The organism is Parasynechococcus marenigrum WH 8102, from assembly GCF_000195975.1.
In the GTDB taxonomy this organism is placed as follows: Bacteria; Cyanobacteriota; Cyanobacteriia; order PCC-6307; family Cyanobiaceae; genus Parasynechococcus; species Parasynechococcus marisnigri.
Genome location: NC_005070.1, coordinates 56373 through 79810 on the forward strand (window position 1 = coordinate 56373; position 23438 = coordinate 79810).

21 protein-coding genes are annotated in these 23438 nt (G+C 64.4%); 7 read left to right on the top strand and 14 right to left on the bottom strand.

Annotated features, from left to right (window positions below; genetic code table 11):
* Nucleotides 1–11: 11 nt before the first annotated feature.
* The 5 genes from TX72_RS00300 to tig form a co-directional block, all read right to left on the bottom strand.
* A complete protein-coding gene (locus TX72_RS00300; protein WP_011126939.1) occupies nucleotides 12–1793 on the bottom strand; it encodes a DNA polymerase III subunit gamma/tau in 1782 nt (593 codons plus the stop codon).
* 23 nt (nucleotides 1794–1816) lie between these two features.
* Nucleotides 1817–2455, bottom strand: coding sequence for a lecithin retinol acyltransferase family protein (locus tag TX72_RS00305; protein WP_011126940.1), 639 nt, complete (start codon nucleotides 2453–2455; stop codon nucleotides 1817–1819).
* A gap of 18 nt (nucleotides 2456–2473) precedes the next feature.
* Entirely contained in the window at nucleotides 2474–3823 is a 1350-nt protein-coding gene (clpX, locus tag TX72_RS00310; RefSeq protein WP_011126941.1) for an ATP-dependent protease ATP-binding subunit ClpX, read from the bottom strand.
* Between the two features lie 81 nt (nucleotides 3824–3904).
* A complete protein-coding gene (gene clpP, locus TX72_RS00315) occupies nucleotides 3905–4579 on the bottom strand; it encodes an ATP-dependent Clp endopeptidase proteolytic subunit ClpP (RefSeq protein WP_011126942.1) in 675 nt (224 codons plus the stop codon).
* Between the two features lie 43 nt (nucleotides 4580–4622).
* On the bottom strand, nucleotides 4623–6041 hold the full coding sequence (gene tig / locus TX72_RS00320; RefSeq protein WP_011126943.1) for a trigger factor: 1419 nt from the start codon (nucleotides 6039–6041) through the stop codon (nucleotides 4623–4625).
* A 164-nt stretch (nucleotides 6042–6205) separates the two neighbouring features.
* Between tig and TX72_RS00325 the strand changes: the two genes are divergently transcribed.
* The 3 genes from TX72_RS00325 to TX72_RS00335 are packed head-to-tail and all read left to right on the top strand — an operon-like array spanning nucleotide 6206 to nucleotide 10220.
* Nucleotides 6206–7228, top strand: coding sequence for an aspartate-semialdehyde dehydrogenase (locus TX72_RS00325; RefSeq protein WP_042504046.1), 1023 nt, complete (start codon nucleotides 6206–6208; stop codon nucleotides 7226–7228).
* Nucleotides 7225–8133, top strand: a complete 909-nt coding sequence (gene dapA, locus TX72_RS00330; RefSeq protein WP_011126945.1) for a 4-hydroxy-tetrahydrodipicolinate synthase — start codon at nucleotides 7225–7227, stop codon at nucleotides 8131–8133. Before TX72_RS00325 ends, dapA begins: the two co-directional genes overlap by 4 nt.
* 50 nt (nucleotides 8134–8183) lie before the next feature.
* On the top strand, nucleotides 8184–10220 hold the full coding sequence (locus tag TX72_RS00335; protein WP_011126946.1) for a ribonuclease J: 2037 nt from the start codon (nucleotides 8184–8186) through the stop codon (nucleotides 10218–10220).
* Here the strand turns inward: TX72_RS00335 and TX72_RS14565 are convergent, their stop codons facing one another.
* The 5 genes from TX72_RS14565 to holA are packed head-to-tail and all read right to left on the bottom strand — an operon-like array spanning nucleotide 10221 to nucleotide 14735.
* Complete coding sequence (locus tag TX72_RS14565; protein WP_011126947.1) at nucleotides 10221–11147, bottom strand: hypothetical protein; 927 nt, start codon at nucleotides 11145–11147, stop codon at nucleotides 10221–10223.
* Nucleotides 11125–12927: an aspartate kinase gene (locus TX72_RS00345; protein ID WP_011126948.1), complete on the bottom strand. Its 1803-nt coding sequence runs from the start codon at nucleotides 12925–12927 to the stop codon at nucleotides 11125–11127. Before TX72_RS00345 ends, TX72_RS14565 begins: the two co-directional genes overlap by 23 nt.
* Nucleotides 12928–12979: 52 nt before the next feature.
* Nucleotides 12980–13426 carry a TA system VapC family ribonuclease toxin gene (locus TX72_RS00350; RefSeq protein WP_011126949.1) on the bottom strand — a complete coding sequence of 149 codons (447 nt, stop codon included), beginning with the start codon at nucleotides 13424–13426 and terminating at the stop codon, nucleotides 12980–12982.
* The gene (locus TX72_RS00355; RefSeq protein WP_011126950.1) at nucleotides 13407–13715 is read right to left on the bottom strand and encodes a hypothetical protein; all 309 of its coding nucleotides are present in this window, start codon (nucleotides 13713–13715) and stop codon (nucleotides 13407–13409) included. Before TX72_RS00355 ends, TX72_RS00350 begins: the two co-directional genes overlap by 20 nt.
* Before the next feature lie 54 nt (nucleotides 13716–13769).
* On the bottom strand, nucleotides 13770–14735 hold the full coding sequence (holA, locus tag TX72_RS00360; RefSeq protein ID WP_011126951.1) for a DNA polymerase III subunit delta: 966 nt from the start codon (nucleotides 14733–14735) through the stop codon (nucleotides 13770–13772).
* A 9-nt stretch (nucleotides 14736–14744) separates the two neighbouring features.
* Here holA and TX72_RS00365 point away from each other — a divergent pair, with 9 nt between their 5' ends.
* On the top strand, nucleotides 14745–15371 hold the full coding sequence (locus tag TX72_RS00365) for a precorrin-8X methylmutase (RefSeq protein ID WP_011126952.1): 627 nt from the start codon (nucleotides 14745–14747) through the stop codon (nucleotides 15369–15371).
* Here the strand turns inward: TX72_RS00365 and tilS are convergent.
* Complete coding sequence (gene tilS, locus TX72_RS00370; protein WP_011126953.1) at nucleotides 15340–16389, bottom strand: tRNA lysidine(34) synthetase TilS; 1050 nt, start codon at nucleotides 16387–16389, stop codon at nucleotides 15340–15342. The genes TX72_RS00365 and tilS overlap by 32 nt on opposite strands.
* Here tilS and TX72_RS00375 point away from each other — a divergent pair.
* The gene (locus TX72_RS00375; protein ID WP_011126954.1) at nucleotides 16388–17146 is read left to right on the top strand and encodes a DUF561 domain-containing protein; all 759 of its coding nucleotides are present in this window, start codon (nucleotides 16388–16390) and stop codon (nucleotides 17144–17146) included. The two genes, tilS and TX72_RS00375, sit on opposite strands and share 2 nt — an antisense overlap.
* A gap of 60 nt (nucleotides 17147–17206) precedes the next feature.
* Nucleotides 17207–19240, top strand: coding sequence for an excinuclease ABC subunit UvrB (gene uvrB / locus TX72_RS00380; protein ID WP_011126955.1), 2034 nt, complete (start codon nucleotides 17207–17209; stop codon nucleotides 19238–19240).
* On the opposite strand, the gene mutS is transcribed toward uvrB, so the two are convergent.
* From mutS to TX72_RS00395, 3 genes are read right to left on the bottom strand one after another with little or no spacing between them, the layout of a single operon-like run.
* Nucleotides 19237–21939, bottom strand: coding sequence for a DNA mismatch repair protein MutS (gene mutS, locus TX72_RS00385; protein WP_011126956.1), 2703 nt, complete (start codon nucleotides 21937–21939; stop codon nucleotides 19237–19239). The genes uvrB and mutS overlap by 4 nt on opposite strands.
* 36 nt (nucleotides 21940–21975) lie before the next feature.
* The gene (locus TX72_RS00390) at nucleotides 21976–22689 is read right to left on the bottom strand and encodes a sulfotransferase family 2 domain-containing protein (protein WP_011126957.1); all 714 of its coding nucleotides are present in this window, start codon (nucleotides 22687–22689) and stop codon (nucleotides 21976–21978) included.
* Between the two features lie 3 nt (nucleotides 22690–22692).
* Nucleotides 22693–23148: a GNAT family N-acetyltransferase gene (locus TX72_RS00395; protein WP_042504050.1), complete on the bottom strand. Its 456-nt coding sequence runs from the start codon at nucleotides 23146–23148 to the stop codon at nucleotides 22693–22695.
* 87 nt (nucleotides 23149–23235) lie between these two features.
* Between TX72_RS00395 and psbZ the strand changes: the two genes are divergently transcribed.
* On the top strand, nucleotides 23236–23424 hold the full coding sequence (psbZ, locus tag TX72_RS00400; protein WP_042504053.1) for a photosystem II reaction center protein PsbZ: 189 nt from the start codon (nucleotides 23236–23238) through the stop codon (nucleotides 23422–23424).
* Nucleotides 23425–23438 lie beyond the last annotated feature (14 nt).

Genomic DNA, 23438 nt, shown 5'->3' on the forward strand with positions numbered 1-23438 from the left:
AAGAGAGGTCTTCAGACTTCTGGGTTGTCCATATCCAGCACCTGACCGTTGAAGAAATCGGCCAGATTTTTCGCTTGGCGGTCCAGACCTGAAGGTTCGCTCGTGTTGGCAGGCGGCCTCTTGGGTTCTGGAGGCTTGGGGGCTTGTGAAACAGGTTCGGGCAATTGCGGAGTCGCAGCTGGAGCTGCTCTGGTCTGGGCTGGTGGCGTTGGCTCAGGAGTTGGACTTGGCGTGTTGATCACCGGTGGGGTGACCACCGCCGCTGGTGGTGGCTGAACCTTCGGCGCTGCTCCGCCACTGCTGGCTTCCAGCACCAACTGGCGTGATCCCCCCAGGGCTTTGGCCATGGCCTGTTCCAGCAAGGCAGCCCGGCTTTGCACCATGCCCATCCAGTTGCTGGCCACCTGCACCACTGCTCTGTTGGCATCGAGCCGTACCAACTGCCCCTGCTGCGACAGCAGCATCCGGGTGGAGGGCAACTCCAGGCTGCCGAGGATCTGTTGCCATAGCTCCGCCAGGTTGGGCGCTGCACCCTCTGCAGCAGCTGGCGCCACCTTGGGCAGCTCCGGAGCCGTTGCAGGAGCTGCAGACGGTGTTGGCGATGGGGCAGGAACCGCTGGCGTGGGTGTGATCGCTGGAGCCGTTTGTGACGGCACGGCTGCGGTAACGGGTGCAGATGTTGCTGGTGCTGCAGCTGGCGCCTCCGCCAGCAAGCCCAGCAGCAGCACCTCCAGCCACAGCCGCGGTTGCACGCTCTGGCGCAGTTGCTGTTCGCTGCCCCGCAGCTGCGCCTGCCACTGCAACAAGCGGGCGCGGCCCAGGGCTTTGGCGAGGGGCGGCAGCTGGTCGCGGAATTGGGGTGACACACCGGTCAGTTCCGGCCGGTCCGGTGCCGCAGCCATCAGCACCAGATCGCGCAGGATCCCGGCCAGGCCCTGCAGCACGGCGCCCGGGTCGCGGCCCCGATCCAGCAGATTGCGGGTAGCTTCCAGCAGGGCCACCGGTTCAGCGCTGCTCATCGCTTGCACCAGTTGCAGCAGTTCCTGTTCGGGCACGGCCCCCAGCAGATCCCATACCGCGGTGGCTTCGATCGGAGGCGGCAGCAGGCTCAGTTGATCCAGCAGGCTCTCGGCATCGCGCAGTCCACCCTGGGAGCGCAGGGCCACCACATGAATCGCCTCCGGTTGGATCTCGATGGCCTCCTGCTCAGCAATCCAGCTGAGGTGCGCCTCGAGTGCATCGAGGGGAATGCGGCGAAAATCAAAGCGCTGACAACGGCTGAGGATCGTGGGCAGCACCCGTTGCGGGTCCGTGGTGGCCAGCACGAACACCACCTGCGGCGGCGGTTCCTCCAGGGTTTTCAACAGCGCATTGAACGCTGCGGTGGACAACATGTGGCATTCATCCACCACATACACCTTCCAGCGCGCCTGCACCGGTGCGAAGCGCGAGCGTTCGATCAGCTCACGGATGTTGTCGACGCCGGTGTTGGAGGCGGCATCGATCTCGATCACGTCCAGGGCTGTGCCCGCCGCAATCGTGGTGCACAGCTCACAGGTGCCGCAGGGTTCTGGTGTGGGACCGTCGCTGTTGAGGCAGTTGAGCGATCGCGCCAGGATCCTGGCGCTAGAGGTTTTACCGGTGCCGCGGGGCCCGCTGAACAGGTAAGCCGGCGCGATGCGGTTGCTTGTGAGGGCATGGCCGAGGGTGGCGGCAATGGCCTCCTGGCCCACCAGCTGATCGAAGCGCTGGGGCCGGTATTTGTGATGCAGCGGCTGGTAGGCCGTACTCATGCGCTGCAGTCGTTACGGGGAGATTACTCAGATTTGTCGGCTGGGGGCAGGGCGGCTGGCCGCTCCAGAAGTGAATCAATCCGCTGCTTCAACTCCTCCACCGCTGTCAGTTCATCCGCCAGGCTCTGTCCGCTCAGTAGCAGCGTCTGATTGCCACCTTCTCTTGCTTGTTGCAGCAGGATTTCGAGTTTGCCCAGCAGCTTCTGACGCAGCCGTTCCAGCTTGGCCACTCCCTGGCTTGCCAACTGGCGCGCGTTGTCGTCCAACAGTCCCTGTTGCACCAATAGCTCCAGGCCGCGCATCAGAGCCGCCGGCATCAGGCCGCTCCAGTGCCGGGCCCGTTCCAAAGCGGAGTCGATCTGGCCGCTGCGGTGGCGGCCGGTCTTGCACCAGGTGGCGAAGTGCTCGCAGTTGTTGAACAGCAGGTTGTAGTTCTGCTCGCCGATACGGCTCATGGCCCGTTGCAGGGTCACCCGTGTCGGTGAGGCATCGGCATGGGCGATCACGGTCAGGGCTTGTCTCTGGCTGAAGTCGTCCGTGGAACTGCGCAGGATTTCGCGGCCCTCTAGGTAGTGCGCCACGGTGCCATCGCCCAGATCGATGCCGTGGTGGTGGAACAGGCCGTGCTGACGCGGCACCTGCAGGTGGTCAGCGGCAGACATTTCGATCAGTGATGGACGTCAGGCGGTTTTCTGCTGTTCGGTGCCCGGCAGGGGGAGTACTTTGCCGCCGGTGTGCTGCTCCACCATCGCCTGGGTGATCGTGAATTCCTTCACTGTGCTTTGGGAGGGGAGGTCGTACATCAGATCCAGCATCAACTCCTCAACGATGCCCCGAAGTGCACGGGCGCCGGTTTTACGGCGATGGGCCTCCTGGGCGATGGCGTGGATGGCGGCCGGTTCGAACTGCAGCTGCACGTTGTCCATGCTCAGCAGGGTGCGGAACTGCTTCACCAGGGCGTCGCGGGGCTCGGTGAGGATCGATTCCAGGGCGCTTTCATCCAGCGGTTCCAGCACGGCACTCACCGGCATCCGGCCGATGAATTCAGGAATCAGGCCGTACTTCACCAGATCATCCGGTTCCAGGTGGCGCAGCACCTGGGTGGTCTGCAGCTCACGGTTGGCACGGCTGCGGCCGCGGCCGTCCGTGGGCATGAAGCCGATGGCATTGCGGCCCATCCGCTTCTGCACCACCTCATCGAGGCCAACAAAGGCACCGCCGCAGATGAACAGGATCTGGCTGGTATCGATCTGGATGCAGTCCTGATACGGGTGCTTGCGGCCCCCCTGCGGAGGCACATTCGCGACCGTTCCTTCGAGCATCTTCAGCAGGGCCTGCTGCACCCCCTCACCGGACACATCCCTTGTAATAGAGGGGTTTTCGCTCTTGCGGGCGATCTTGTCGATCTCGTCGATGTAGATGATGCCGCGCTGGGCCTGATCCACATCCATATCGGCCTTCTGCAGCAGCCTGAGCAGGATGTTTTCCACGTCCTCACCCACGTAACCGGCTTCGGTGAGGGTGGTGGCATCGGCCACGGCAAAGGGCACATCGAGCATCTCGGCCAGGGTCTGGGCCAGCAGGGTTTTGCCGCAGCCGGTGGGACCGATCAGCAGGATGTTGCTCTTGTGCAGCCGGGTGGCGGTCTGCTCCGTTTCACCCTGGCCATCTCCCTGCCAGGCCAGGCGTTTGTAGTGGTTGTACACAGCCACCGACATCACCTTCTTGGCGGCCTCCTGGCCCACCACCTGCTCATCTAGGAAGCTCTTGATCTGCTGAGGTTTGGGGATCGAGGCCAGGGTCGGCGCGGGCTTGCCGCTCTTCTTGGCAGCAGGCGCTGCCTTGCGGCTGCTGTCAGCTGCCTGGCCCCGATTGCCCTGGCTGTCCACCAGCTCTTCATCCAGGATCTCGTTGCAGAGATCGATGCACTCATCGCAGATGTACACGCCCGGTCCGGCGATCAACTTGCGCACTTGGTCCTGGGACTTCCCGCAGAAGGAGCACTTCAGATGGGCATCAAACTTGGCCATCGAACGCCGGGGACATCAAGAGAACAGGAAGCGACCGGGCGGTCTCCCTGGAACTCAGGATCGGGACAGGAGAGCGGCTTGTCAGCCCTCCGTAACGATTCCTTCGCCCCCGGAGCTGTCCACCACCCGATCGATCAGGCCGTATTGAACCGCTTCTGCCGGGGAAAGGAAGTAGTCGCGATCGGTGTCTTCAGCGATCTTGTCCAGGGGCTGACCGGTGTGGTCGGCCATCAGACCATTGAGCGTTTCCTTGAGGAAGAGGATCTCCTTGGCCTGGATCTCGATATCAACGGCCTGGCCCTGGGCGCCGCCAAGGGGTTGGTGGATCATGATCCGGGCGTTGGGCAGAGCCAGGCGCTTGCCTTTGCAGCCTCCAGACAGCAGGAAGGCACCCATGCTCGCTGCCAGGCCGTAGCAGATGGTCACCACATCAGGGGCCACCTGCTGCATCGTGTCGTAGATGGCCAGGCCCGCCGTCACCGAACCCCCCGGGGAGTTGATGTAGATCTGAATGTCCTTCTCGGGGTCCTCGGCTTCGAGGAACAGCATCTGGGCCACAAGGGCATCGGCAACGGCGTCATCCACGCCGGTGCCGAGAAAGATGATCCGTTCCCTGAGCAGCCTTGAGTAGATGTCGAAGGCGCGGTCTCCACGACCGGACTGTTCCACCACGGTCGGCAACGGGCCTGGGGCAGAGATGGGCATCTCAGCCCGCCAGCGGTTCTGGATCGGGTGATGGCTGCGGGCGTCGATCACGCGCTTGCTGTCCTTTTGCGTGGGATCAATCTATGGGCCCTGTTCAAGCCTCGGCGTCCGTTTTGGACTTGGCGGGCGTTTTCTTCTTCGCGGCGGGCTTTTTCTTGGCAGCTGGCTTCTCGGCGTCGTCGGCATCATCCGCCGCCGGTGCCTGTTCGGTGAGCGTGCTGTTCTCCTCCAGCCAGCTCATCAGCTGCTCCTGAATCAAGTCATCCATCACCGCCTGGCGCAGGCGCTGCGGGTCGATCTTGGCGTCTGCAGCCAGCTCTTTTTTCACCTCTTTGATCTTGGCGTCCACGGCGTCGTCCTCCACCGAGATCCCTTCGGCTTCCGCCAGAGCGGTGAGGGCAAAGCTGCGGCGCAGACGCTCCTCGGCTTCGGGCCGTGAATTCTGCATCAGGTTGCGCACCAGGTCTGGGGTGAACAGCGATTTCACATCCATGCCCTGCTGGGCGAACTGTGCAGCGGTCTGCTCCAGCAGATTGCGGCTCTCCTGTTGGATCAGGGCCTCTGGCAGTTCCACTTCCAACTGCTCCACCAAGGCGCCAATCAGGGCATCGCGGCGGTTGCTGGTCTGGCGACGTTCGGCGTCGTCCTTGAGCCGTTGTTCCAGCTCCTGACGCAGCTCCGCCAGGGTCTCCTGTTCGCTGGCCTGCTTGGCGAAGGCGTCATTCAGCTCCGGCAGCTCGCGGGTTTTGAGGTCCTTTAGCTCGATCTCGAAGGCCGCCTTGCGGCCGCGGGCATCCTCCTTGGGATAGTCATCCGGGAACTGGCAGTCGACGGTTTTGCTGTCGCCCACTGCCATGCCGATCACCCCTTCGATGAAGCCGGGGATCATCCGGCCATGCTCGAGGTCCACATCCATGGAGTCGGCGCTGCCGCCTTCGATCTCCGAGCCGTCATCGCTGTAGGTGCCCTTGAACCCGAGCACGGCGATGTCGCCCTGTTCGGCTGCGCGGCCCTCGACCGGCACCACCGTGGCCAGTTGCTTGCGGGAGTCCTCCAGCATTTCGTCCACTTTGGCGGCGTCGTAAGCCACCGGTTCAAAGCTGGCTTTCAGCCCTTTGGTGCTTTTGAGCTTGGGCGTAGGGGCAACATCCGCCTCGAGGGTGATCGTGACGGCTTCGCCGGGTGTGAAGGAATCCAGCAGACCTTCGAAGCCACCGCTGAGTTCCGGCTGGCTGATCGGTTCGAGGGATTCCTGCTGGATGGCATCGCGCCAGGCGCCATCCACCATGGTTTCCAGGGCAGAGGCCTTGATCCGTACGGCACCAAGCTGCTGAATCACCACCGTCCGCGGCACCTTGCCCTTGCGGAACCCCGGCAGGTTGATGCTGCGGCTGAGGCTGTTGATCGCGTCCTCGTAGCTGGTCTTGGTGCGCTCAGCCGGGACCGTCACGGTCACCGCCAGACGGCTGCCGGGGCGGCTTTCGGTGGTCACCTTCAAGGCGGCAGCGCTCATGGCGGAATTCAGAAACAACAGGCCAGCCCAACAGTTTAAGAAACGGTTGGCGATTCACCCTTCCCGGTAAGGTGTGGCCACGGTTCCAATGTGAACGTCACGATCTCCACGGGTGACGCATATTCGATTTGAGCCGGCAGCCTGCTGTCCCGTTCACCCCCCGCTTGTCCTCGTCTTTTCCAGCCCGTCCCCTCAACGTTGCTGTTCTCGGCGCCAGTGGTGCGGTCGGTCAGGAGTTGCTTCTACTCCTAGAGGAACGCAACTTTCCGGTAGCTGAATTGAAGCTGCTGGCTTCGGCACGCTCCGCCGGCAGCACGCAGCAGTGGAACGGCCGCACGATCACCCTCGAGGAGGTGAACGCTGCGGCGTTTGAGGGAGTGGATCTTGTGCTGGCCTCCGCTGGCGGGTCGGTGTCGCGGCAGTGGCGTGACGCGATCACCGCCGCGGGTGCAGTGATGGTGGATAACTCCAGTGCCTTCCGCATGGAAGAGGGTGTTCCTCTGGTGGTGCCGGAGGTCAATCCCGATGCAGCGTTGGCCCACAACGGGGTGATCGCCAACCCCAACTGCACCACGATCCTGCTCACCCTCGCCCTGGCGCCTCTGGCCGCTAGACGCCCGATGCGACGGGTTGTGGTGAGTACCTATCAGTCCGCCAGCGGTGCCGGCGCCCGGGCGATGGAGGAGCTCAAAACCCTGTCGCAGACCGTGCTCGATGGAGGCACCCCCCAAGGAGAGGTGCTGCCCTACTCACTGGCCTTCAATCTGTTCCTGCACAACTCTCCGCTGCAGGCCAACAGCTACTGCGAGGAGGAGATGAAGATGGTGAACGAGACCCGCAAGATCATGGATCTGCCGGATCTCCGTTTCACGGCCACCTGCGTGCGTGTTCCGGTGCTGCGGGCCCATTCCGAGGCCGTCAACATCGAATTTGAGCAGCCGTTCCCGGTGGAGGAGGCGCGTTCTCTGTTGAGCGCGGCCCCTGGCGTTGAGTTGATCGAGGATCCGGCCACCAACCGCTTCCCCATGCCCACCGATGTCACGGGCCGGGATCCGGTTGCTGTGGGGCGCATCCGTCAGGACATCAGCGATCCGAACGCTCTGGAGTTGTGGCTCTGCGGTGATCAGATCCGCAAGGGAGCGGCCCTGAATGCCGTTCAGCTCGCCGAACTGCTGCTGCCGTCATGACTTCCCCCGCTGCCCTGTCTCCCACACCCTTTGGCCGCGTTGTCACGGCGATGGTCACGCCGTTTGATGATTCGGGTGCGGTGGATCTTCCCCTGGCGGGACGCTTGGCTCGTCATCTTGTGGAGCAGGGTTCCGATGGCCTGGTGGTGAGCGGTACCACCGGTGAATCTCCCACCCTGAGCTGGCAGGAGCAGTTGCAGTTGCTGCAGGCCGTGCGTGAGGCGGTGGGTTCGGATGCCCAGGTGCTGGCTGGCACCGGCAGCAACTGCACCGCTGAGGCGGTCGAGGCCACCCGGCAAGCTGCCGCCGCCGGTGCCGATGGCGCGCTGGTGGTGGTTCCGTATTACAACAAACCCCCTCAGGACGGCCTGGCTGCTCATTTCCGTGCCATCGCCGAGGCAGCACCAGAACTGCCACTGATGCTCTACAACATTCCTGGGCGGACGGGATGCAGCATGGCGCCGGAGACGGTGGCGCAGCTGATGGACTGCCCCAACGTCGTCAGTTTCAAGGCCGCCAGTGGCACCACCGAGGAGGTCACGGCCCTGCGGCTGGCCTGCAGTTCGAAGCTTGCGATCTACAGCGGTGACGACGGCCTCACCCTGCCGATGATCTCCGTTGGAGCCGTGGGTGTGGTGAGTGTGGCCAGTCATGTGGTCGGCCCCCAGATCCGCGCCATGATTGATGCCTACATGCAGGGCGACGCAGCCGTCGCCCTTGCCCTTCACGAACAGCTGCAGCCTGTGTTCAAGGCCCTGTTCGCCACCACCAATCCGATTCCGGTCAAAGCCGCGCTTCAACTCAACGGCTGGTCCGTCGGCGATCCCCGTCCACCCTTGTCTCCCTTACCTGACGACATGAGATCAACCCTTGCCCAAACCATGGCTGCCCTTCGTCAGACCTGACGGTCCGGCTTAACGGCTTACGCAAACAGTTTTTTCAACAGGTTTCTTTCATGGCAAACAACGCACGATCCGGGAAGGGGCAGGAGCCTTGCTTGCGGGTGATTCCCCTTGGGGGACTGCACGAAATCGGCAAGAACACCTGCGTGTTCGAGTACGGCGACGATCTGATGCTGGTGGATGCCGGCCTGGCGTTCCCCAGCGATGGCATGCACGGCGTGAACGTGGTGCTGCCGGACACCAGTTTTCTGCGGGAGAACCAGAAGCGGATCCGCGGCATGATCGTGACTCATGGTCATGAAGACCACATCGGTGGCATCTCTCACCACCTCAAGCACTTCAACATCCCGGTGATCTACGGGCCCCGTCTGGCCCTGTCGATGCTCACTGGAAAGATGGAGGAGGCCGGCGTCTCCGACCGCACCACGCTGCAGACCGTCAGTCCCCGCGACGTGGTGAAGGTGGGCCAGCACTTCTCGGTGGAATTCATCCGCAACACTCACTCCATGGCGGACAGCTACTCGCTGGCCATCAAAACCCCGGTGGGAACCATCATTTTCACCGGCGATTTCAAGTTCGATCACACCCCGGTCGATGGCGAGCATTTCGACATGGCCCGCCTCGCCCATCACGGTGAAGAGGGCGTGCTGTGCCTGTTCAGTGACTCCACCAATGCGGAAGTGCCGGGCTTCTGTCCCCCTGAGCGGTCGGTGTTCCCCAATCTCGATCGCCACATGGCCGCTGCCGAAGGCCGGGTGATCATCACCACCTTCGCCAGCTCGATCCACCGGGTGTCGATGATCCTGGAGCTGGCCCTGAAGAATGGCCGCAAGGTGGGTCTGCTGGGTCGATCGATGCTCAACGTGATCGCCAAAGCCCGCGAACTGGGCTACATGCGCGCGCCAGATGAACTGTTTGTGCCGATCAAGCAGATCAACGATGTTCCTGATCGTGAAACCCTGCTGCTGATGACCGGCAGCCAGGGTGAACCCTTGGCAGCTTTGAGTCGAATTTCCAGGGGTGAGCACCCTCAGGTGCGGGTGAAGACCACGGACACGATCATCTTTTCGGCCAGCCCGATCCCCGGCAACACCATCTCCGTGGTGAACACGATCGACAAGCTGATGATGCTCGGTGCCAAGGTTGTCTACGGCAAGGGCGAGGGCATTCATGTGTCCGGCCATGGCTTCCAGGAAGACCAGAAGCTGATGCTCGCCCTCACCAAGCCCAAGTTCTTCGTGCCCGTGCACGGTGAGCACCGGATGCTGGTGCAACACTCCAAGACCGGTCACGCCATGGGGGTGCCGGAGAACAACACCCTGATCATCGATAACGGTGATGTGGTGGAGCTGACGTCCGATTCGATCCGCAAGGGTGATCCGGTGAAGGCCGGCATTGAGCTGCTGGATCAATCCCGCAACGGCATTGTTGACGCCCGTGTGCTCAAGGAGCGTCAGCAGCTGGCGGAGGATGGCGTGGTGACGATCCTGGCGGCGATCAGCACCGATGGCGCGATGGTGGCGCCGCCGCGGGTGAACCTGCGGGGGGTGGTGACCACCGCCGATGCCCGCAAGATGTCGCTCTGGACCGAGCGTGAAGTCACCTGGGTGCTGGAGAACAAGTGGAAGCAGCTCTGCCGCAACACCGGTGGCAAGGCACCGGAAGTGGATTGGATGGGTGTGCAGCGTGAGGTGGAGGTGGGCCTTGGCCGTCGCATGCGTCGCGAATTGCAGGTGGAGCCGTTGATCCTTTGTCTGGTGCAGCCCGCTCCCGGTGGCACGCCGGTGTACAAGGGTCGTGCCGATGCAGAACCCGATGACCGTCCGGCGCCTCGCGGTCGCCGTGGTGGTGGCGGACCCGGTCGCCGCAATGGCCACGGTGGTGCTGGTGGTGGCCAGGGTCGCAACACCCCAGCCCCCGTACGTACCAATGCTGCTCCTGCGGCAGCTGCGACGGCTGTGGTGGACAAGCCCGTTGTTCAAAAAGCTGTCGCGGCTCCAGCTGTCAGCCAGCCAGTGGCTTCGAAGGCTGAACCTGAACCGGAGATGCCGGCTGGTCGTACTCGCCGCCGCCGTTCGGCGGCCGCCTGATCAGCGGCGCCCGACCAGGGCCCGCAGCTGCTGGATCCATGACGGCCGCGGAGGTTCTTGTTGGACCTTCACTGCTGTCGGATCCGGCATGTTGATCTTGACTCGCAGAAGACTGCCGGCCAGGACCTCGAGGGGATCCTCCTCGGTGACCGCTGGTTCTGGTGTGGATTCCGGCACCAGCTCCGCTTCGAGGATGGGAATCTCTGTGGGTACGGGTGTTGGCTCCGGCGTGGGTTCAGGAGTTGGCTCCGGTGTGGGTTCAGGAGTTGGCTCAGGTGTGGCTTCAGGAGAGGGCTGAGGGGTCGGCTCTGGAGGAGCAGTTGGTTCGGGAGTTGTCGACTCCAGCCAGGGCATGGCTGTTGCTCTGGCAGTGGCTGTTGCTCTGGTGATCGAGGAGTTTGGAGCGCCCGAAGCGACGGGTTGATCCTTCAGAAACGGATCCCGCAGTATCTCCGGCAGTGGCTGTTGAGCCGTTGTCGCTTGGGATGGTTCCCCTGAAGACGCATCAGCTGGAGTTGGTTCTAGCTCTGAATGCGGCTCCGGCTGGCTGGTGACCGAGCTGCTCTGAAGACTGCGTTCCAGCCCTTGCTGCGCCAGTTCCGCCAGGGTCTCCTGGGGTTGGCTCACCAGCACCTGTCGGTAAAACACGACCGCTTGGGAGGGGTTGTTGTGCCCATAGAGCTCGATGTGGCCAAGCAACAGTGCCACGAAAGCCCGCCAGCCCAGAACCGCAGCCTGAGCTTCTGGATCCTGCGGCTGATCCACCAGTTGTTCCAACAGCCCGCTGGCCAGGCGATGGGACTCGGCGTAGTCGCCCAGGCCGTAGGCCCTCTCGGCGTTCTGGTACTGCTGCTGGAAATCGCCGTCCACGCGCTGAGAGCGGTTGCTCCAGTTGTATCGCTGATCAGCTGTCGAGGGGGGAGGCACTGCCCTGAGCGGTGTGCTGCTCCTGGCCCCCCAAGCCGAAGCCGGCGTGAACGGCCTGCAGGGCTGCCACACCGTCCTGTTCGGCCACCACGCAGCTGGTGCGGATCTCGCTGGTGGCGATCAAGGCGATGTTGATGCCGGCATCGGCCAGGGCACGGAACATCCGGCCGGCTGTTCCCGGGGTGGCGGGCATGCCGGCGCCGACGGCGCTCACCCGGGCGATTGATTCGCCCTCTTCCAATGCCGCTCCGGGCCATTGCGCCAGCAGCGGTGCCAGGGCCACATCAGCGCGGCTGCGGTCCTCCTTGCGCAGGATGAAACTGATGTCACGCGAGCCGTCCGTGTGTTGACGCTCCGATTGGACGATGGCATCGAGGCTGATTCCCCGTTCCGCCAGGGCGGAACAAAGGGCAGCGGCGGTGCCGGGGCGGTCTGGTACGTGCCGGACAGATAGCTGGGCCTGGTCACGATCGAGGGCAACCCCGCGCACTTCTGGCACGTCGCTAATGCTCAGATCGGGGTTGAGCTCCACCTGCGCGTCCGCCACATCGAAGGCCTCCTGCACCGCCTGAAGCGCCTTGCGGCCGGAGTCGGCATCGATCACGCAGCTCACCTTCACTTCGCTCGTGGCGATCAGGCGCAGGTTGATGCCCTGCTGTGAGAGGCAGTGGAATAAGCCGGCGGCGATGCCTGGGCGCCCCATGATTCCGGCGCCACTGATGCTCAGCTTGGTCATGCCGCCTTCAGCGGCCAGCTCGCCACCAAGGCTGTCCAGCACGGTCTGGCTGACGCTGCGGGCGGCCTCCAGATCAGCTTCCGCCACGGTGAAGGTGATGTCGTTGCTGCTGCCCTCGTGGGTGGACTGGATGATCAGATCCACGTTGATGCCAGCACCCGAGAGGGTTTCGAACAGGCGGGCGGCAATGCCGGGTTGATCGGGGATGTGCGACAGCGCGATCACCGCTTGATGGTCCATCTGCTCCACGCCATCGACAGGGCTGCCCAGTTCGAGCCCGGTCTGGTTGAGCGGCCGGCCGCGGCGGCTGGTGAGGCGGGTGCCGGGGGCTTCGCTCCAGCTGGAGCGCACCACCATCAGCACGCCGTAATTGCGGGCGATCTCCACCGCCCGGGGATGCAGCACAGAAGCACCGAGGCTGGCCAGCTCGAGCATTTCATCGCAGCTGATCTCATCCATCAGCTGGGCATCAGCCACCTTGCGGGGATCGGTGCTGAGCACCCCCGGCACATCGGTGTAGATCTCACAGGCATCGGCGTTCAAGGCTGCCGCCAGGGCGACGGCGGAGGTGTCGGAGCCGCCGCGGCCCAAGGTGGTGATCTCCGCCACACCGCCAATGCCGCTGCTGGTGCCCTGGAAGCCGGCCACCACCACCACACGGCCATCGGCCAAGTGGCCGCGGATGCGATCGGTGCGGATCTCGAGGATGCGGGCCCGGCCGTGAGTGGATTCGGTCACGATGCCCACCTGGGGCCCTGTCATCGAGACAGCAGCAACCCCTTGTTGGTTCAGGGCCATGGCCAGCAGGGCAATGGACACCTGCTCGCCGCTGGCCAGCAGCATGTCCATCTCCCGTTGCTGTGGGGTGTCGGTGATGGCGGCCGCCAGTCCGGTGAGTTCATCGGTGGTGTGGCCCATGGCCGACACCACCACCACCACGTCGTGGCCCTCCTCGCGGCTGCGGCTGATCCGCTCGGCGACCGCCTGGATGCGCTCGACACTGCCGACGGAGGTGCCGCCGAACTTCTGCACCAGGAGGGCCATTTATGCCGCTTCATATCGCTGGCGATTGTCTCACCGAGGCCGAGGCCTCCCGTCAGCGCAGGGGAGTGAGCTGCAGGCCTGCATTGCAGAAGCGCTCGAAATCCCGGTCGAAGCTGAGCAGCCGCCAGCCACCTTGGATCGCCACGGCGGCCAGGTAGGCATCCATCCACAGTTTTGGGGCAGGACGCTGATGATCCGCCAGCTGCAGCCAGAGGTCGCTCACCTCTGCAGGCTCATCAGCCACCAGAATTCTGGGATGGGCTAACAGGATCTCCATTGAGGCTCGGGCATCGCGGTTGCTGAGCGCCGGGGAGCCATAAGCGCTATGCAGAGCTGGTGTTGCCATCAACCGCAGATAGCTCTGCTGGGTGGCGCGGCACCACAGCCAGTGATCGGAGCCTGGACTGTCTTGAAAGGCTTGGCGGGCCAGGGCATGGCCCGGATGGGCGTCGAAGCTGATTGCCAGCCACACATTCGTGTCAATCAGGGTGGCCGTCATCCCAGGTGTGGTGATCGGTGAGCTCGTGGGTCTGGAGCAGGTCCTGCTCGAGCTGAAGCGCGTTCGGCACGGTGTGCACGGTCGGAGCGCTGGTGGATCGAATCAGAGGGAGACCCGTCGCATCGGTTTCCACCAGGCTGGATGCAGCGGGCATGGCGCTGAGTGACGTGCCCTTCAGTCCCTGGCGGATGTAATCGGCAATCAGATCCTTGAGGGTGCGCTTCTGCTGCAGGGCCCGTTGCTTGGCTTGCTGGATCAGGGCGTCGGGGAGATCGATGGTGGTTTTCATGGCGCAACAACCCCCGTCCTGTGGGCCAGGTTACTGGCTGGCCAGTTTGCTGGGTCACCCCAGCAGCCCATCACGGAAGGCATCACCGGGCTGGCTACCCCGTTTCAGCCGGGCTTCCACCTCCAGCAGCCGCCCCAGCAGGGAGAGGAAGCGCTGGGGTGGCCGGCCCTGCAGCTGCTTGCGCATCACATAGATCCGTTTGGGGTTGCCGATGCCAGCGGCCTTGGCGATCACCGCCACATCCCGTTCGCCCTGCTGCTCCATCAGGCTCACCCAGAGCCAGCCGCGGATCTGCCCGCTGAGGGTGGCCACGATGCGCAGGGCCGGTTCACCGGCTTCGATCAGGGCATCCCAGCGGGCGATGGCGTCGCCGGGGTTGCCCTCCAGCAGGGCATCCCCCACCTGCAGGGCATTGGTGGCGAGACCCCCAACGAGCTCGGCCACCAGGTCGGCGCTGATGGTTATTGACCGCAGGGAAAGCTTGCGCAGTTCCGACTCCAGCCGGGCGCTGTCGGTACCGATGGCATCCACCAGGGCATCGATGGCGTCCGGTTCCAGGCGGAGGCCAAGGGCTTCGGCAGTGCGCTGCACCAGCTGCCGCTGGCCGGCGCCATCCCACACGGCCGGTAACGGGAAACTCTGCTCCTGGTCCAGGCCGGCTTTGATGCGCTTCTGCAGTGCCTTGGTGGTGCGAAGGCGACCGTCGGGTTTGGAGGGATTGACCAGCACCAGATGGCTGCTGTCGGGGATCAGCGTCAGCGCGGCTTCGAAGCGATCCGCCAGCTCGGTGGGGCAGCCATTGCAGAAGGGACTGCGCTGCAGCAGCACCAGGCGTTCACCGCTCGCGAAGGGCGGCGTTCGGGCCTCATCGAGGGCCTGGGCCGCCTGACCGGCCTCGGCACCATCGAGGCGGCTGAGGTTGAGGCTGGCCCAGCTGGGATCCACCACTTTCTCGATTAGGCCGTTGATGGCCCGGTCCCGCGCGGCGGCGTCATCACCCCAGATCAGATGGATCGGCATGGGTCGATGATGGCGGCGATGGCCCAGGACCACCCGATCTTCACTGAAAGCATCCGGCGGATCCGTGTGGCTCTGGGTCCTACGGATCTGGAGCTGTTGCAACAGCAGGTGCTGGAGCGGTTAGTGCACAGCAGCGGCGACCTGGCCCTGGGGGCCTTACTGCGGTTCAGCCCCGGCGCCTGTGAAGCGGGTCTGACGGCCCTGCAGCAGGGAGCTCCAATCCTCACGGACACGGCCATGGCTGCGGCGGCGGTGGCGCCGATGGCCAAGCGCACGTTGCAAACGACGGTGCGCACGGTGCTGGAGTGGGCCCCGGATCAAGCGCCGCTGGGGTCGACGCGTACGGCAGCGGGGATGGAGCAGGCCTGGAGGGAGCTGTCAGCGGTCGGTCCTGCACCGCTGGTGTTGATCGGTAGCGCCCCCACGGCCCTGGAGGTGCTGCTGGAGCAGGTGGCTGCTGGAGCGCTATCTCCCAGCCTGGTGATCGGCATGCCGGTGGGGTTTGTCGGGGTGGCTGAAAGCAAACGCCATCTGGCTGAGAGCGGCCTGGCTCAGATCCGTCTGGAGGGCAGCCGCGGTGGGGCGGGACTGGTGGCTGCGGCGGTCAATGCCCTGCTGCGGGCGGCTGCAGGCTGAGGTTGTCCCCCTGCCATTGCAGCCTCCAGCCTCCGGGGAGATCGCAGCTGCCGCCCGCTGCACTGAGGGCCAGTCGGTCCGTGAGCTGCTCCAGCAGGGCGGCGTTGAGTGCAGTAACCCCCTGCTGCGCCAGCCAGATCACCAGCAGTTGGCGGCGGGTGGAGGGTTGCAGGGCCCCCAACCGGCGACGATCCAGGCCGGTGCTGGTGCGCAGCGGCTGGAGGGCCAGTTGGCTCAACTCCTGCTGGGTGTCCCGCAGCTGGGACGTTCGTTCCGCCAGGTTGGCCATCCGTTGGCTGCAGCCGGGGTGGAGCTGCTCCAGCACGGGCAGCACCTCAGCCCGGATCCTGTTGCGGGCGAAGGCTGGCGATTGGTTGCTGGGGTCATGCCAGATCGGAACCTGCAGATCTCGGCACACCGCGGCGGTGTCGGCGCGGCTGAAGCCCAGCAGGGGCCGCCGCAGCTGAGCACCGTCAGGGCTGTCGTTGAAGAGAGGCCGAACGGGGCGCAGGGCGCCGAGGCCGGCCAGGTCCGTGCCGCGGGCCAGTTGCAGCAGAAGTGTTTCCGCCCGGTCGCTGGCGGTGTGGCCCGTCACCACATCGGCCCCCAGCTCTTCGGCCCGCTGCTGGAGTTGGCTGTAGCGCCAATGGCGGGCGCTGGCTTCGCTGGCGGTGCTGCCCTGTGGTGCTTGATCCACCTGAATGGGTAGGTCCCGCTGTTGGCACCAGCTGCGCAGGTCAGCCGCGATCACCGCTGACCCGGAATGCCAGCCGTGGTCGCCGTGCCAGATGTTCAGCGGCCAGTGATGCAGCCGCTGCAGCTCCTGCAGCAGCACCAGCAGGGCCATGGAGTCCTGGCCGCCGGACACCGCCAGCAGCAGCGGTTGCCGCTGCGGCAGCAGCTGCGGATGCTGATGCAGCCGCCGGTGCAGACGGTCGTGCCAGGGGCTCCAGGCCAAAGCGAGTGGGCGTTGTTCCCCCACGGTGTGAGAATCAAGGGATCGCTGTCCAGTCCCCATGTCCCGTCTCCAGCAGCTGCCCGCCGCTCTGCAGCGCAGCCTCGAGCAGCGGTCCACCCTCAAGGTGATCGCCGGCCTGATGAATTTCGACGCCGCCAGCGTCGCCCGGGTGGCCCGTGCCGCGGGGCATGGCGGGGCGGATTTGATTGATGTGGCCTGCGACGCCGAATTGGTAAAGCTGGCAATCGAGGCCTCCGGTGGTGTGCCGGTGTGTGTTTCGGCGGTGGAGCCGGAACAGTTCCCCGCCGCTGTCGCTGCCGGCGCAGTGATGGTGGAGATCGGCAACTTCGATGCCTTTTATCCCCAGGGCAGGATCTTCGGTGCTGCGGAGGTGCTCGAGCTCACCCGCCGCACCCGGGAGCTGCTGCCGGAGGTGGTTCTGAGCGTCACCGTGCCCCACGTGTTAGCGATGGATCAGCAGGAACAGCTGGCGATTGATCTGGTGGCCGCCGGTGCCGACCTGATCCAAACCGAAGGCGGCACCAGCGCCAAGCCCTTCAGCGCCGGCAGCCTCGGCCTGATCGAGAAGGCAGCCCCCACCCTGGCGGCGGCCCACAGCATCAGCCGTGTGGCTGCAGCGCCGGTGCTGTGTGCCTCCGGCCTGTCGGCGGTCACCGTGCCGATGGCGATCGCCGCCGGTGCCGCCGGCGTTGGTGTTGGCTCGGCGGTGAACCGCCTCAACGACGAGCTGGCCATGGTGGCGGTGGTTCGGGGTCTGCGAGATGCCCTCAGCGCTGCAGTCACTGCCCGCGTCTGAACACCGGAGCTGAACGGATCCACATAGGCTGAGCCACCGCCCGGTCGGCTCAGCTCTTTCATGCCTGCCTACGACCTAACTGCTCCATACACCCCCAAAGGTGATCAGCCGACGGCGATCAAGCAGCTGGTGCAGGGAGTCAATGGCGGCGAGCGCTACCAGACCCTGCTGGGGGCCACGGGCACAGGCAAGACGTTCACGATGGCGAACGTGATTGCCCAGACCGGACGGCCGGCCCTGGTGCTCGCCCATAACAAGACGTTGGCGGCGCAGCTCTGCAATGAGCTTCGGGAGTTTTTCCCTGAGAACGCCGTTGAGTACTTCATCTCCTATTACGACTACTACCAGCCGGAGGCTTACGTTCCGGTCAGCGACACCTACATCGCCAAAACAGCGTCGATCAACGAGGAGATCGACATGCTGCGTCATTCAGCGACGCGGTCGCTGTTCGAACGCCGGGACGTGATTGTGGTGGCGTCCATCAGCTGCATCTACGGCCTGGGGATTCCGAGTGAATACCTCAAGGCAGCGGTGAAATTCGAGGTGGGAGAGACCCTCAACATCCGCAGCCAGCTGCGGGAGCTGGTGAACAATCAGTACAGCCGCAACGACACCGAAATCGCCCGTGGCCGTTTCCGCATGAAGGGGGATGTGCTGGAGATCGGCCCTGCCTACGAAGACCGGTTGGTGCGGATCGAGCTGTTCGGTGATGAGGTGGAGGCCATTCGTTATGTGGACCCCACCACCGGCGAGATCCTCCAGAGCCTGGAGACGGTGAACATCTATCCGGCCAAACACTTCGTGACGCCCAAGGATCGTTTGGATTCAGCGATCGGCGAAATCCGCCAGGAACTGCGGGATCGGCTTGATTTCCTCAATGGCGAGGGCAAGTTGCTGGAGGCGCAGCGGCTGGAGCAGCGCACCAAGTACGACCTGGAGATGCTGGGGCAGGTGGGCTACTGCAACGGGGTGGAGAACTACGCCCGCCATCTGGCTGGCCGGGAGGAGGGCACCCCACCGGAATGCCTGATCGATTATTTCCCCAAGGACTGGCTGCTGATCGTGGATGAAAGCCACGTCACCTGCTCGCAGCTGCAGGCGATGTACAACGGCGATCAGGCCCGCAAGAAGGTGCTGATTGAGCATGGCTTTCGTTTGCCCAGTGCGGCGGACAACCGGCCGTTGAAGGGTGAGGAGTTCTGGGAGAAGGCACATCAAACCGTGTTTGTGAGCGCCACGCCGGGGAACTGGGAGCTGGAGGTGAGTGGGGGTGAAGTAGCCCAGCAGGTGATCCGCCCCACGGGTGTGCTCGATCCGATCGTGGAGGTGCGGCCCACGACGGGGCAGGTGGACGACCTGCTGGGGGAGATCCGCGACCGGGCCAGCAAACAGCAGCGGGTGCTGGTGACCACTCTCACCAAGCGGATGGCGGAGGACCTCACCGATTATCTGGCCGAAAATGAGGTGCGGGTGCGTTACCTGCACTCGGAGATCCACTCGATTGAGCGGATCGAGATCATTCAGGACCTGCGCCTCGGCGAATACGACGTGCTGGTGGGCGTGAACCTGCTGCGGGAGGGTCTGGACCTGCCCGAGGTGAGCCTGGTGGCGATCCTGGATGCGGATAAGGAAGGGTTTCTGCGGGCTGAACGCTCATTGATTCAGACCATCGGCCGGGCCGCTCGCCATGTGGAGGGAGTGGCTCTGCTGTACGCCGACAACATGACTGAATCGATGGCCAAGGCCATCTCTGAAACGGAGCGCCGCCGCAAGATCCAGCAGACTTACAACGAGAAGCACGGCATCGTGCCGACAGCGGCGGGCAAGAAGGCCAGCAACTCGATCCTCAGCTTCCTGGAGCTATCGCGGAAGCTCAAGCAGGACGGCCCCGATGCTGATCTGGTGCAGGTGGCCGGCAAGGCCGCCCAGGCGCTGGAGGAGGACCCTGATGCCGGCCTGGCGCTAGAGGCGCTGCCGGAGCTGATTGATCAGCTGGAAGGGAAGATGAAGGAGGCGGCCAAAAAGCTGGACTTCGAAGATGCCGCCAACCTGCGGGACCGGATCAAGCAGCTGCGCCAGAAGATGGCGGGCTAGGCCGCGGCCTCGATCTGATCCAGCACTTGCCGGGCCCGCTGCACGACGGGGGTGGGCACCCCGGCCAGGCGGGCCGCTTCAATGCCGTAGCTGCGGCTGGCACCGCCTTGGCTCACCCGGTGCAGGAAGAGGAGGTCGTCGCCGGTTTCCTCCACCAGCACCTGGAAGTTGGCCACGTTGGCGCGTTCGTTCGCCAGGTTGTTGAGCTCGTGGTAATGGGTGGCGAACACGGTGCGTGCCCGTAAATCGCCGGCCAGGTGTTCGCTCACCGCCCAGGCGATCGAGAGGCCGTCGAAGGTGGCGGTGCCCCGGCCGATCTCATCCAGCAGCACCAGGGAGAGTTCCGTGGCGTGGTGAAGGATGTTGGCGGTTTCGGCCATTTCCACCATGAAGGTGGACTGGCCGGCGGCTAGGTCGTCCACGGCGCCAACGCGGGTGAAGATCCGATCAGCGATGCCGATGCGGGCCTTGGCCGCTGGTACCCAGCTGCCGATCTGGGCCAGCAGTTGAATCAGGCCGATCTGTCGCAGATAGCAGCTCTTGCCGCTGGCGTTGGGGCCGGTGAGCACCACCAGATCAGTGCCACTGCCGAGATGGACGTCGTTGGCGGTGAAGCGGGTCTCCACCAGCAGCTGCTCCACCACCGGGTGGCGGGCCTCGCTGAGGGATAACGCACGGCCCTCCACCAACTCCGGTGCGCAGTAAGCCCCGCTGGCGGCCGTATCCGCAAGGCCGGTCAGGGCATCAAGGCCGGCAACGGCCCGGGCAGCGCGGCGGATCGATGCCGCCAGGGCACCCACCTGCTCCCGCAAGGTGCAGAACAGTTCGTATTCGCGTTGGCAGGCGCGGGCCCGCAGCTGGAAGATGCGCCCCTCCCGTTCTTTCAGGGCCGGGGTGATGAAGCGCTCTTCGTTGGCCAGGGTCTGGCGACGGATCCAGTGGTCAGGCACGGCGCTGGCCTTGGCTTTGCTCACCGCCAGGAAGTAGCCGAAGGTGCGGTGGTACTGCAGCCGCAGGTTGCTGTTGCCGGAACGCTGGCGCTCCTGTTTCTCCTGCTGACTGAGCCAGGCGTCCTGGTCATCCAGCTGGTTGCGCAGACCATCGAGCAGCGGGTCAACACCGTCGTGGATCAGTCCCCCTTCACTGAGCGACAGGGGTGGGCTCTCCAGCAGGGTGTGACGGATGCTGCTGGCAAGATCCTGCAGTGCTGGGTCGGGCTGCAGCAGGTCGTCGAGCCAGTCGGGACCTCTGATGATGGTGCCCTCCAGGCGGGCGGCCAGTTGCGGCAGTCGCTCCAGGCCGTCGGCAATGGCCACCAGGTCACGGGCGCCGGCATGGCCGGCGCCGGCCCGTCCCGCCAGCCGTTCCAGATCCCCCATCGGCCGCAGCAACCGCCGCAGCGCCTGGCGCAGGTTGCGTTGTTCCACCAGGGTGCTCACCAGCTGCTGGCGTTGACGGATGGCATCGAGATCCATCAGTGGTGCTTCGAGCCAGCGGCGCAGGCAGCGGCCCCCCATGGCGGTGAGGGTGCGGTCGATCGCCCAGAGCAGTGATCCCTGCAGGGACCCATCACGCTGGGTGGCGGTTAGTTCCAGGTTGCGGCGGGTCTGGGCATCGAGCACCAGGGCATCGCCCCGTTGCACGATCGCAGGCACCTCCAGCGGCACGCTGGCGTTCTCCTCCAGCGGCTGGGTGTCGCGCAGATAGGCCAGTAGACCCCCCATCGCCCGTAGGGCAAGGGGTAGCTCCGGCAGCCCCAGGCCATCCAGGTTGGCGAGTTTGTAGTGGCGCAGCAGGGCCGCTTCGGCTGCAGGGCGGCTGAAAGGGGTACTGGCGACTGAAGTCAGCCGCAGCTGGTCGGGGCACCAGGCGGGGTTGCTCTCGGGTGTGCTGCTGAGCAGTTCGGCAGCCCCTAGCTGAGCCAGTTGCTGGTGCAAGGCGTCGCTGTCCTGCCGCTGCATCACCTGCACCTCGCCGGTGCTCACATCAGCGCTGGCCAGGCCCCAGCGGAATGGCTCATCTCTGTGGGCTGGCTCGATCACCACCGCCGCCAGCCAGTTGTTGCGGCGGGAGCTGAGCATGCCCTCCTCCAGCACGGTGCCGGGGGTGAGCACCCGAGTGATGTCGCGCTTGAGCAGAGCCCCCTTTGCCGGGGTGGTTTCCAGCTGGTCGCAGAGGGCCACACTGAAGCCGCGGCGGATCAGCTCTCCGCAATAGCGCTCAGCGGCATGGTGGGGAATGCCGGCCATCGGTACACGACCAACGGCCTTGCCGCCCTCCTTGCCGGTGAGGGTGAGTTCCAGCAGCCGCGACAGGGTGATGGCGTCTTCAAAGAAGCACTCAAAGAAATCCCCCAGCCGGTAGAGCAGCACCCGTTCGGGATGGGCGGCCTTGAGCTCCACGTAGTGACGCAGCATGGGTGTGAGCTGCTGCGGATCAACCTGGCTGTGATGTGCCCAGGCCGGATCGTCGCTGTTATCGCTGCTCTCGTCGGTGTTGCTGTCGTGATCTGCAGCGTTGTGATCGGCTGGTGCACGCCGGCGCGGTCGGGATGCAGCGTCGGCGGTGAGCTCCATATCGCTGAATGCTTCACAGGCTGTCGAAGGCTCGACGCCGGTTGCGGAAACCGTTGGTTCAGCGTCTGAGAAAAGGTTGCCCTGAAGAGCGATCTCCGTTGGGTCGTCGGAGGGTCCAGGCACAGCCTCACTGGGATTGAATCGTGATCGTAAAGGTGATCAGCTGCCGTCGCCCATTCGTTGCAAACGAGCCGGTTCATCTGGCGATGAACATGTCAGGGGGTAGCCAAAGGCATGGGCATCGCTGGCGTACAGCCAACGCACCTGTTGCTCCAGTGCTTGAAAGTCAGCCTCGGGGAGCTCGGGTAAGGGCCTGCGGGCTGGGTTGTCTTGCCCCAATCGAATCACCGGGTCGACGTGCTGTTGCAGCCAGTGTTCGAGTTTCTGCAGCTGCTCCTGGCGAAAAACGTGGATTCGCCTGTCGGGTTGAGTGCCGCCTGGTTGGCTCACCAGGGTGTCCAGTTGCGGACGTAGGTGCGGATGGGGCAACCATCGAGCGATATCGATGTATTGCTCGAGGCTGAGTTGATGGAGATCGCCTTGGGTACGCCAGTGGTAGTACGCCACCAGATCGGGATCTGGATTGCGAAAGGATGAGAGCAACCGCCGCCAAGGATCCCTTACCACGCTGAACAACACCGCGTCCTTCACAACATCGGGAAACAACTTCTCGAGCTCCGTCAAGGTGAGGTGCTGCAGAAAGTTGCTGGACAGGTTCTGCGCCAGCAGGTCGCGGCTCTGAATCAATCCAAAGCCGGTGTGCAGATTTTCCTGTTGCCAGGGTCCGAACAGGTTGAGGGCCTGCTCCACGGAGCTGCCGGCGGTTTTGGGAATGTGCAGAAAAACAAGCCGGCGTTGGCGATCAAAGGGCATGGCTCAACGCTTCAGCACCAGGAGTTGCTGCGGGTCGGCATCGCGGAACCCAAGTTGGCGATAGAACCCGGCGCTGTTGGTGGTCATCAGATAAATCCGTTCAACGCCAGCGACAGACGGGGTGTGCAGCAGCTCCTCCACAATCCGTCGACCAAAGCCCCGACCCTGCAGGTCGCCGGCCACCACGATGTCCCACAGCACGGCGCGACTGAAGCCATCGGATGTGGCCCGCCCGAAGGCCACCAGGCGTTTGCCGCGCCAGAGGCTGACGACAGCAGTGCTGCCGGCCAGCAGCCGCCGCAGCTGATCAAAGCTGCGACCACGGGCCCAGGTTGCATGACGGTCGAACAGACGTTGCAGCTTCAGCAGTGCCCTGCTGGGACGAAGATCTGGCCCCAGCCCCAGCCAACGCAGACCAGGGGCGCCGGGTGCGTGGCAAACCAGCCGGATCGGGGTCACAGCCTGTAAACCGAATGGATGCATCCTGCCCGGCGATGGGCCAGTCCATGGGAGGATGCGCTCCAGCTTTGGTGGCCGGACCATCCCATGCAGTTCCTGAACACTCTCACCGTGCTGGCCCTGGTGGTGATGTCTTTTGCCTTGATCGTGGCTGTTCCGGTGCTTTATGCCTCCTCGGAAGATAGTGGTCGTTCCAATCGTCTGATTCTTTTGGGTAGTGCTGTGTGGGTCGCGCTGGTGCTGCTGAACTGGGGGGTCAGCTTCTTCGTGGTGTGATGGCTCTTCTGTGA